10 protein-coding genes are annotated in these 9,782 nt (G+C 70.8%); 4 read left to right on the forward strand and 6 right to left on the reverse strand.

Annotated features, from left to right (window positions below):
• Positions 1 to 161: 161 nt before the first annotated feature.
• Genes GUY60_RS28145 through GUY60_RS28155 form a run of 3 tightly spaced genes read right to left on the reverse strand, consistent with a single transcriptional unit; the run spans position 162 to position 1,647 of the window.
• A complete protein-coding gene (locus GUY60_RS28145; protein ID WP_161702789.1) occupies positions 162 to 335 on the reverse strand; it encodes a rubredoxin in 174 nt (57 codons plus the stop codon).
• On the reverse strand, positions 332 to 499 hold the full coding sequence (locus tag GUY60_RS28150; RefSeq protein WP_161702791.1) for a rubredoxin: 168 nt from the start codon (positions 497 to 499) through the stop codon (positions 332 to 334). The genes GUY60_RS28145 and GUY60_RS28150 overlap by 4 nt, the downstream gene beginning before the upstream one ends.
• The gene (locus GUY60_RS28155; protein ID WP_161702792.1) at positions 496 to 1,647 is read right to left on the reverse strand and encodes an alkane 1-monooxygenase; all 1,152 of its coding nucleotides are present in this window, start codon (positions 1,645 to 1,647) and stop codon (positions 496 to 498) included. Before GUY60_RS28155 ends, GUY60_RS28150 begins: the two co-directional genes overlap by 4 nt.
• Positions 1,648 to 1,828: 181 nt before the next feature.
• On the opposite strand from GUY60_RS28155, the gene GUY60_RS28160 reads away from it, so the two are divergent.
• The gene (locus GUY60_RS28160; protein WP_161702794.1) at positions 1,829 to 2,431 is read left to right on the forward strand and encodes a TetR family transcriptional regulator; all 603 of its coding nucleotides are present in this window, start codon (positions 1,829 to 1,831) and stop codon (positions 2,429 to 2,431) included.
• 36 nt (positions 2,432 to 2,467) lie between these two features.
• On the opposite strand, the gene GUY60_RS28165 is transcribed toward GUY60_RS28160, so the two are convergent.
• Positions 2,468 to 3,487, reverse strand: coding sequence for an Lrp/AsnC family transcriptional regulator (locus GUY60_RS28165; RefSeq protein WP_161702796.1), 1,020 nt, complete (start codon positions 3,485 to 3,487; stop codon positions 2,468 to 2,470).
• Between the two features lie 92 nt (positions 3,488 to 3,579).
• Here GUY60_RS28165 and GUY60_RS28170 point away from each other — a divergent pair, with 92 nt between their 5' ends.
• From GUY60_RS28170 to GUY60_RS28180, 3 genes are all read left to right on the forward strand, one after another.
• Positions 3,580 to 4,863, forward strand: a complete 1,284-nt coding sequence (locus GUY60_RS28170) for a metal-dependent hydrolase family protein (RefSeq protein WP_161702798.1) — start codon at positions 3,580 to 3,582, stop codon at positions 4,861 to 4,863.
• A gap of 68 nt (positions 4,864 to 4,931) precedes the next feature.
• Positions 4,932 to 6,461, forward strand: coding sequence for an AbgT family transporter (locus GUY60_RS28175; protein ID WP_376771330.1), 1,530 nt, complete (start codon positions 4,932 to 4,934; stop codon positions 6,459 to 6,461).
• Positions 6,462 to 6,660: 199 nt separating this feature from the next.
• On the forward strand, positions 6,661 to 8,340 hold the full coding sequence (locus tag GUY60_RS28180; RefSeq protein ID WP_161702801.1) for a GMC oxidoreductase: 1,680 nt from the start codon (positions 6,661 to 6,663) through the stop codon (positions 8,338 to 8,340).
• 47 nt (positions 8,341 to 8,387) lie between these two features.
• Here GUY60_RS28180 and GUY60_RS28185 read toward each other — a convergent pair whose 3' ends face one another.
• Together GUY60_RS28185 and GUY60_RS28190 are read right to left on the reverse strand one after the other, a co-directional pair.
• Positions 8,388 to 8,867 carry a carboxymuconolactone decarboxylase family protein gene (locus GUY60_RS28185; RefSeq protein ID WP_161702803.1) on the reverse strand — a complete coding sequence of 160 codons (480 nt, stop codon included), beginning with the start codon at positions 8,865 to 8,867 and terminating at the stop codon, positions 8,388 to 8,390.
• Positions 8,864 to 9,782 (reverse strand): NAD(P)H-dependent amine dehydrogenase family protein (locus GUY60_RS28190; RefSeq protein WP_161702805.1); only part of this gene is annotated, 919 nt, incomplete at its 5' end. The genes GUY60_RS28185 and GUY60_RS28190, both read right to left, overlap by 4 nt.

A 9,782-nucleotide genomic window follows, 5' to 3' on the forward strand; every position in this document is an offset into this window, starting at 1 on the left:
GTGCGGGGGCGGCTCGGGCGGATGCGATTCAGTTTCCACACAGGAAAGAGTAGCGATGACTTTCCGGAGCGGCAAGTGAATGTTTTCCGGTGCGGAAACTGATGGAGCGGAAGCTGATGTGTGTGGAGGGCTCAGGCGTGGGTGACTCAGGCGTGGCTGACTCAGGCGTGGGTGATCTCGGCCATCTCGAAGTCGGCCTTCGCCGCGCCGCAGTCGGGGCAGGACCAGTCGTCGGGGATGTCCTCCCAGCGGGTGCCGGGTGCGATGCCCTCGTCGGGCCAGCCCTCGGCCTCGTCGTACACGAACCCGCAGACCAGGCACTGCCACGTCCTCACGGTGCGATCTCCTCGAAGTCGGTCTTCTCCCGTACACCGCAGTCGGGGCACGGCCAGGTGTCGGGCACGTCCGCCCACGGCGTACCGGCCGGGAAGCCCTCGCGGGGTACGCCGGTCGCCTCGTCGTACACGAAGTCGCAGACGGGGCAGCGGTGCCGGGTCATGCCGTCACTCCGTACCGGGCGCGCTTGGCCGGCTGGACGTTGGCGCGGTTGAGGTCACCGTCGTAGTGCGCGCGCACCCGGTGGTCCATCACCCGGCGCCACAGCGGCGGGAAGTACGCGAGCACGATCATCCCGGCGTACCCGGTGGGCAGTTCGGGTGCCTCGTCGAAGTGGCGCAGCGCCTGGTAGCGGCGGGTGGGGTTGGCGTGGTGGTCGCTGTGCCGCTGCAGGTGGTAGAGGAACACGTTGGAGGCGACGTTGTTGCTGTTCCAGCTGTGCCGGGGTGCGCAGCGCTCGTACCGTCCGGACGCGGTGCGGCCGCGCAACAGGCCGTAGTGCTCGGTGTAGTTGATGACTTCGAGCAGGCAGAAGCCGAAGACGGCCTGCCCGAGCAGATACGGCAGCACCTCGATGCCGAAGGCGGCGACCAGCGCGCCGAACAGGGCGAGGGACATCGCCCAGGCGTTGAGCACATCGTTCCGCGGCGACCACGGGCTCTTGCCGAGCCGCCGCATCCGGGCCCGCTCGAGGCCCCACGCCGAGCGCAGGCTGCCGTACACCGTGCGCGGCAGGAACCGCCAGAAACTCTCGCCGAGCCGGGCGCTCGCCGGGTCCTCGGGGGTGGCGACCCGGACGTGGTGGCCGCGGTTGTGCTCGATGAAGAAGTGCCCGTACACCGTCTGCGCAAGGGCGACCTTGGAGAGCCAGCGCTCCGTCGACTCCTTCTTGTGGCCCAGCTCGTGCGCGGTGTTGATGCCGATGCCCGCGACCCCGCCGAGCGTGATCGTCAGGCCGATCCGGTCGGCCGCGCCCAGGTCGCCGCGGGTGAGCAGCCAGCAGCCGAGGACGAGGCCCGCGTACTGGACGGGCAGATACGCGTAGGTGCACCAGCGGTAATAGCGGTCCTGCTCCAGCCAGGCGAGGGCGCTCTCCGGCGGGTTGTCCGCGTCCTTGCCGATGAAGTGGTCGATCACCGGGAAGACGACGTAGAGCACGACGATCCCGGTCCACCAGAACAGACCGAGGCCGGTGGCCGCGACCAGGCCCCAGGCGATGAAGGGGAACGCCGGGATGATCAGGCCGAGCAGCCAGAGATAGCGCTTGGGATCCCGCCAGGCGGGCTCAGGGACCCCCGTCGTGTCTGTCATCTGACAACCTCCTCGCCGGGTGACTCGCCGGGTGACTCACCGGGTGACTCATCGGGTGACTCGTCGGGCGACTCATCGGGTGGCTTACATCTCACATGCCGTCCGTCCAGTAGTTAGACAGTCGGTCACCAAGGTGTCAACGGCTTGAACAGCCCTGCGGGCGGCTAGAGTTGGCGCCACCATGACGCGTTTTCGACAGGCTGTTCGCACCTTGCTCCGGAGCGAGATCCTGGACGCCGCGTATCAGCTGGTCACGGACGAGGGCTGGGCCGGGCTCCGGGTCGCGCCCGTCGCGCGGATCGCGGGCTGCAGCCGTCAGACCGTCTACAACGAATTCGGCACGAACGCCAAGGACGCCATCGGACTCGCCCTCGTGGAGCGCGAGGCGGAGCACTTCCTCCTCGGCATCCAGGCCCAACTCGACGCCCACCGCGCCTCGTTGGAGGAAGCCGCGACCGCCGGGGTCGGCTTCGTACTGCGCCGGGCCGTCGACAACCCGCTGATCCGCTCCGTCCTCACGGCGGCCCGCGGCGGCCAGGACGATGAACTCCTCGCCTACCTCACCACCCGCCCCGAGCCGGTCTTCGACACCGCGACCACAATGCTCGACGCGTACGCCGCCGACGCCTGGCCGGAGGTCGACGCCGTGTCGCGCAGCCTCGCCGTGGAGACCATCGTCCGCCTCACCGTCAGCCATATCGTCCAGCCGGCCGCCGACCCGGAGGAGTCGGCCCGGCGGATCGCGGTCATCACCACTCGCATCGCCTATCCGGGCAAGGCGTGAGGCGTCCGCACTCCGCTCGCCCCGTCCTGAACTCCCTTACGCATCCCAGTAGTTGAGCGGCGCCGACCCCACGCTGTGGCCCCTGCGGTCCAGGATGCGGCCCACGTGCTTGACGGTGCGCAGGACCACCGCGCGTTCCGTGATGCGCAGGTTCAGATGGGCGAGGCGGCTGTTCAGGCGGGCCTCGGTGGTGTGCACGTCGGACAGCGCCGGGAGCCAGATGTCCAGGACCAGGTTGTGCGCGCCCGCCGTGATGCTGCACATCCGCAGACCCGGCAGCGTACGCAGCGCACTCACCGTCTCGTCCAGGTGCTCGGCGGGCACCGAGCCGAAGTACACGACGGAGATGGGGAATCCGGTCAGCGGCCGGGCCAGTACACAGCGCAGCGAGAGACGGCCCGAGCCGGTCAGGACGCGCAGCCGGCGCCGCACCGTCGCCGTGGACGCGCCCACCGAATCCGCCAGGTCCGTCAGCGGCATCCGGCCGTCGGCGCCGAGCGCCAGGGCGATCCGCCGGTCCACGGGGCGCAGCGGCTCGGCGGGCAGGTCGGGGCGGTCCTCGGTGAGCGCGGTGCGCTGCTGCCGGGTCAGGCTGCGCAGCCGCCACGAGGCACCCTCGAACGGCGCGGCGGTGATCACATGGCTGCGCACGGCCCGTACCCCGGACATCCGGGAGATCCGGTCGCCGGCCAACTGTGCCAGACCGTCGAGGTCCGCGGCCCCGACGATGGCGAGCAGATCGCGGCCGCCGGAGGTCTGCTTGAGGCTGAGCACACGGGAGTCGCGGGCGAGCCGCTCGATGGTGTCCTCCCGAAGGCGGCCGTCCGTGTCGATCTCGACCTGCGCGTACACCCCGTCGTCGTGACCGGGCGAGAGATAGCCGTCCACCCAGGCCATGCCCGCGCGCACCATCCGGTCCCAGCGGCGGGCGACCGTCACCGGGTCGACGTCCAGCACCTCACCGGCCCGCACCCAGGACACCCGCGGCTGGATCTGCAGGGCGTGCACGAGGGCCAGGTCCAGCTCGTCCATGCTGGGCGAAGGCTGCGTTTCCATGGGCGGTTCCGAATCCTGCGTATGAGGCCACGGGCTGAAGGAATCCGGCGATTTTACACAGCTGTCACTCCGGAAACCGACGATCGTCGCTCATGAGCCACGCATCGTTCTCCTCCTTGCGCATCGTCTCCGCCCGACTCGTCGACGGCACCGGCGCGGACCCCGTCGCCGACGCCGTGATCGACATCGACGAGACCGGCACCATCGCCTACGCCGGGCCCGCCGCCACCGCCCCGGAGGCGCCCGCCCGCTCCCGCACCGTCGACGCGGCCGGCCGTACCGTCCTGCCCGGCTTCATCGACACGCACGTCCACCTCGGTGTCGAATCGGCCCGCCAGATGGTCCGCAGGCACGAACTGGACCCGACCGTCGAGACGTTCCGTACCGCCGAGCGGCTGCGGACCACCCTCGACGCGGGCATCACCACGGCCCGTGACCTGGGCGGCCTCCCGGCGGGCTACCGCGACGCGGTCGCCGCGGGCCTCGTCACCGGGCCCCGGCTGCACACCGCCGTGCGCATCCTCAGCCACACCGGCGGCCACGCCGACTTCCACACCGAGTGCGGCTTCGACCCCAGCTCCGGCATGGGCGAGATCGCCGACACCCCCGACGAGGTACGGCTCGCGGTGCGCAGGCTGCTCCGCTCCGGCGCCGACGTCATCAAGCTCTGCGCGACCGGCGGCATGAGCAGCCCCTACGACCAGCCCGACGACGAGGGCCTGACCGTCGAGGAGATCCGTACCGTCGTCGACGAACTGGCCCGGCACGGCGGCCGCCCGGTCGCCGCCCACGCGCAGGGAACCGCGGGCATCATCAACGCCGTCCGCGGCGGCGTCACCAGCGTCGAGCACGGCTACGGCCTCACCGCCCAGGCCCGTGAACTCGCCGGGGAGCACGGCACGTTCGTGGTGCCGACCCTGTCGACGGTCTTCGACGGCATCGATCGCGCCACCATGGAGCCCTTCCACTACGAGAAGAAGGTCCGCTGGTCCGGCATCACCCGCGAGAACATCGCGGCGGCCATCGCCGACGGCGTCCGGATCGCCCTCGGCACCGACGCCGCGATGGTGCCGCACGGCCGGAACCTGCGCGAGCTGTCCCACCTCGTCTCCCTCGGTATGACCCCGGCCGCCGCCATCGTCGCGGGCACCCGCAGCGCCGCCCAACTCCTGGGCCTCGACGCGGAGATCGGCACCCTGGAGGCCGGAAAGCACGGCGACCTGGTGCTGTGCGACGGCGACCCGCTCGCTGACGTGTCGGTGCTCGCCGACCCGGCGCGGGTGCTCCTCGTCGCCCAGCGCGGCGCCGTACGCAAGGACACGCTCGGCCTCGCACAGGCCACCCCCGTCGCAAACGTGGAAGGAGCAGCCGGATGAGCACTTCGGTCACCCCGGCGCGGCAGCCGGCGGACGGGACGCCGCGGCGGACCGCGCTCGACAAGGTCATGGGCGTCATCGAACGCGCCGGCAACAAGCTGCCCCACCCGGTGCTCCTCTTCGTCGGCCTCTTCCTGATCATCGGCGCCGTCTCCACCGTCCTCGCGGCCACCGGCGCCACCGTCCAGGTGCCGGGCCAGGACGAAACCCTCCAGGTCAAGGGCCTGTTCACCGGCGAAGGCGTGCGCTGGCTGCTTGAGAACTTCATCCCGAACTTCACCGGGTTCCCGTCCCTCGGCACGGTCCTGCTGATGATGGCCGCGGTCGGGGTGGCGGAGAAGACGGGCCTCCTGGAGACGGCCGTACGCGCCTCCATCGCCCGCGCGCCCAAGCGGCTGCTCCCGTACCTGGTCGCGTTCGTCGCCTGTCAGGCACACCTGATGAGCGACGTGGCGATCCTGGTGATCCCGCCGCTCGCCGCGCTCGCGTTCAAGAACGCGGGCCGCAACCCGATCGCGGGCCTCATCGGCGGCTTCGCCTGTGTGTGCGCCGGATACGCGGCGGGCTTCTCCATCGGCGCGCTCGACGCCCTCTACACCGGCATCACCCACCAGGCCGCCGCCGTACTGCCGGGCGGCGACAGCGCCCCCACGCACATCCTGATCAACTACTTCTACACGGCCGCGGCCAGTTGCGTACTCGCCCTGATCGGCGGCTTCCTGATCGCCCGCGTCCTCGAACCCCGGCTGCCACAGCCGGACCCGGCGGCGGAGGCGCTCGCCGAGAGCGCGGACGGTGTGGACGGGCACCCGCAGGACGACGACGCCTCGGTGACCGTCACCGCCCGGCAGCGCACCGGCCTGATCCGCTCCGGCCTCGCCGTGCTGCTCTACGCGGCGGTCGTCGTCACCTGCTGGCTGCTGCCCGGATCCCCGTTGCGCGGCGAGGGCGGCGCCCTGGTGCCGTCGCCGGTGCTCAGCGGGATCGTGCCGCTGCTGTTCGTCGCGTTCGTCATCGCCGGTGTCGTGTACGGACGTACCGTCGGCACCATCGAACGCGCCGACGACGCGCCCCGCATGATGGCCGAGTCCATCACCGGCATGTCCGGGTACATCGTGCTCATCCTGGTGATCTCGCAGGTCATCGGCGTCTTCGACTGGTCGAACGTGGGCACCCTGCTCGCCGTGAACGGCGCCGAGATGCTTGAGTCCGCGGGCCTCACCGGCTTCACCGGGCTTGTCCTGTTCGTCCTCCTCGTCTGCGTCCTGAACCTGTTCGTCACCTCGGGCTCGGCCCTGTGGTCGCTTGTCGCGCCGGTCTTCGTCCCGGCGTTCATGCTGATCGGCATGGAACCCGCCATCACCCAGGCCGCGTTCAGGATCGGCGACTCCGCGACCCAGATGATCACGCCGTTGAACCCGTACGTGTTCCTGATGCTGCTGATCCTGCGCCGCTACGAGCCGGGCGCCCAACTCGGCACGGTGCTCTCCCGGTTGTCGGTGTTCGTGGTGCCGTTCCTGATCGCCTGGCTCGCGGTACTCGGCTTGTTCTACGGGCTCGACCTGCCGCTCGGACCGGGGGCGGACATCCACCGCTGAGCCGCCGAGGGGTCGGGGGAGTTTTCGGGGTACGCGCCGTGGGCGTGATCAAATTCGGGCATGATGCGTTAACTCGCCCTGAATCACGGAAACTTACGCCTTCGCGTGCCGTGACTTGTTGTGCGGGCAGCAGTAAGTACTCGTTCCGACACGCCAGTTCGGACCCTCGTCCCGACCCCTCGAAAGCGAGACACCCCCCATGCGCTCAACTGCCCTGCCCAGCACCGCCGTTCACGATGTCTCCCGCCGAAGATTCCTCTCCGGTACGGGCTCTCTGCTCGGCGCCACAGCCTTAGGCGGGGCCGCCGCGCTCGGCGGTGGCCCCCTGAGCGGTCTCGCCGCGGCCGCCGAGCCCCGGCCCACCGCACCCCGCGCGCTCGTCGACGGAGCCGTCGTTCCCGTACTCGTCGTGGGTACCGGGTACGGCGGCTCCGTCGCCGCGCTGCGGCTCGCCGAGGCGGGCGTCGACGTCCACATGGCCGAGATGGGCATGGCCTGGGACACCCCGGGCTCCGACGGCAACATCTTCGCCAACACCACCAGGCCGGACTACCGCTCGTTCTGGCTGCGCACCCGCACCAAGCAGCCGCTGAGCAACTTCCTCGGCTTCCCGCTCGACAAGGACGTGCCCAAGCACACCGGCATCCTCGACGCCGAGGACTTCGCCGGGATCACCGTCTACCAGGGCCGCGGCGTCGGCGGCGGCTCCCTCGTCAACGGCGGTATGGCCGTCACGCCGCGCCGCGAGAACTTCCCGTACGTGCTGCCCACGGTGAGCGCCGACGAGATGTACGGCGTGTACTACCCGCGCGCCAACGCGGGCCTCGGCGTGGCCGAGGTCGACCCCGACTGGTGGGAATCCACGGACTGTTACCAGTACGCCCGCGTGGGCCGCAAACACGCGCAGCGCTCCGGCTTCCCCTTCGTGTTCGTGCCGAACGTCTACGACTGGGCGTACATGAAGGAGGAGGCCGCCGGGGCCGTACCGAAGTCGGCGCTCGCCGGAGAGGTTCTCTACGGGAACAACCACGGCAAGAAGACCCTCCGGAAGACCTACCTGGCCCGCGCGCAGGCCACCGGCCGGGTCACCGTCTCGCCCCAGCACCAGGTCACTTCGGTACGGCCCGCCGACGGCGGCGGGTACACCGTCACCCTCGACCAGCTCAGCACCACCGGCACGGTCACCGCCACCAAGACCGTCACCGCGACCCGGGTGTTCTTCGCCGCGGGCAGCGTCGGCACCAGCAAACTCCTCACCCGCCTCAAGGCCACCGGCGCACTGCCGCGCCTCAACGGCGAGGTCGGCAAGGGCTGGGGCGACAACGGCAACGTCATGTGCGGCCGCGCCAACCACATGTGGGACCCCACCGGCAAACTCCAGTCGGCCATGCCCACCGCGGGCATCGACAACTGGGCCGCGGGCGGCGCCTTCGCCGAGGTGGCGCCGCTGCCGACGGGCATCGAGACGTACGCCTCGTTCTACCTGTCCATCACCCGCACCCCGCACCGGGCCGCGTTCTCCTGGAACGCCGCCGCGAACCGCGTGGACCTCGACTGGCAGACCGCCTGGAAGCAGCCCTCCATCGACGCGGCCCGCACCATCTTCGACAAGATCAACGCCAAAGAGGGCACGATCTACCGCACCGACCTGTTCGGCGCCAACAAGATCTGGGGCGACCACCTGACGTACCACCCGCTCGGCGGCGCCGTCCTCGACAAGGCCACCGACAACTACGGCCGCCTGCACGGACATCCGGGCCTGTACGTCATCGACGGCGCCCTGATCCCGGGCGCCGCGACGGTCAACCCGTTCGTCACCATCACGGCACTCGCCGAGCGCAATATCGAGCGGATCATCGCGGCGGACGTACGCGCCTGACGACTGCCCGCGCCTTGTACTGCCGGGTCACGGGGTCTCAACTCCCGTCAGTGGCCCGGCAGTACGCACACCGCGTCGATGCCGAGCACATGGTTGAGCCGGCCGAACGCCAGCCACGAGCCGAGGCACATGGTCAGCTCCACGATCTCCGCCTGGCCGTAGTGCGCGGTCATCCGGGACCAGAACTCGTCGTCGAGCCCGTGGTGGTCGAGGGCGTACCGCTCCGCGTACTCGGCGGCGAGACGGGTGCGGTCGTCGAAGGCGTCCGTGGTGCGCCACTCGGTCACCGCGTCGAGGAAACCCTCCTCGACCTTCTCGCCGTCCCGGTCGGTGCGCCAGTCCAGGCAGAACAGACAGCCGTTCACCTGTGCCACCCGCAGCCGCGCCGCCTCGAACTCGCGCAGCCCGAGCGTGGTGTGGGCGTACACCGCGAGCGAGAAGTCCGCCGCGGCGGTGCCGATGCCGGGCACCAACTCGCCCCACACGTACGAGATCGGTTCCTTGCCCTCGGGGATGTCGATCCTCATCGCGGTTTCCTTCCGATCCGGCCGACCGCTGGACGCAGCGGAACGTCGAGTGCGTCGTACAGGCCGGGTTCGGCGGCGACCAGCCAGTCCAGGGCGTTGACGAGCCGGCCCACCGCGGTGGCGTTGCCGCCCGCCGAACGGTTCTCGCCCTCGTCGCTCGCCTCCACCGTCACCTCGATCCGTGGCCTGCCCTCCACGACCACCCGGTGCGCGCCGTCCCCGCCGCCCGGCACGGTGGGCCAGTCCGGCGCGCAGTCGGCGTGGATACGGGTCACATGCTCGATGACGAGCAGCGGCTCCCCGTCGACGATGCCCTGCACCTCGAAGCGCACCGCGCCCTGCGTACCGGCGGCGAACTCGCCCATCGTGCTGGTCGTCACGGTCGCGTCGAGCGGGCGCCGCTCCAACGTCTCGCGGATCTCGTCGAGTTGGACGCCGAGCGCTCGCGCGAGCAGCCGCAGCTGGCCGCCCCACACCATCGTCGGCACGCCCGGCGCCAGCATCAGCGGGGCGTACTCCATGGGGTGCCCCATGCCGACCAGGTGCCGCACGGACTCCTCCTGGTCGTACGTCGAGTAGTCGAAGATCTCCTGGCAGCGGACCGCGTCGACGGTCGTGCCGAGCCCGCTCACGAGCAGCGGCAGCACGTCGTTGCCCCACCCCGGGTCCACCCCGGACGCGAACAGCGAACCGCCGCCCTCCGCGACGGCGGCGAGCACCGGGTCACGGAACTCGGGCGGCGCGCCCCGCCAGTCGTACAGCGGGTACAGCGCGGGCGTGACGACGACGGCGCCCGCCCGCACGGCCCGCACCACATCGGCCAGGGCCTCGTCGGGCCGCAGGTCCCCGGACGCCGCGTACACCACGGCCCGCGGCCGTGCCGCGAGGACCGCGCCCACATCGTCGGTGGCGGCC

The organism is Streptomyces boluensis, assembly GCF_009908195.1.
GTDB lineage: Bacteria > Actinomycetota > Actinomycetes > Streptomycetales > Streptomycetaceae > Streptomyces > Streptomyces boluensis.

Coding starts and splice junctions, on each gene's coding strand:
- GUY60_RS28170 (WP_161702798.1), top strand. CDS start 3,580: ATGAGCCACGCATCGTTCTCCTCCTTGCGCATCGTCTCCGCCCGACTC.
- GUY60_RS28160 (WP_161702794.1), top strand. CDS start 1,829: ATGACGCGTTTTCGACAGGCTGTTCGCACCTTGCTCCGGAGCGAGATC.
- GUY60_RS28155 (WP_161702792.1), bottom strand. CDS start 1,647: ATGACAGACACGACGGGGGTCCCTGAGCCCGCCTGGCGGGATCCCAAG.
- GUY60_RS28175 (WP_376771330.1), top strand. CDS start 4,932: ATGGGCGTCATCGAACGCGCCGGCAACAAGCTGCCCCACCCGGTGCTC.
- GUY60_RS28185 (WP_161702803.1), bottom strand. CDS start 8,867: ATGAGGATCGACATCCCCGAGGGCAAGGAACCGATCTCGTACGTGTGG.
- GUY60_RS28165 (WP_161702796.1), bottom strand. CDS start 3,487: ATGGAAACGCAGCCTTCGCCCAGCATGGACGAGCTGGACCTGGCCCTC.
- GUY60_RS28180 (WP_161702801.1), top strand. CDS start 6,661: ATGCGCTCAACTGCCCTGCCCAGCACCGCCGTTCACGATGTCTCCCGC.
- GUY60_RS28150 (WP_161702791.1), bottom strand. CDS start 499: ATGACCCGGCACCGCTGCCCCGTCTGCGACTTCGTGTACGACGAGGCG.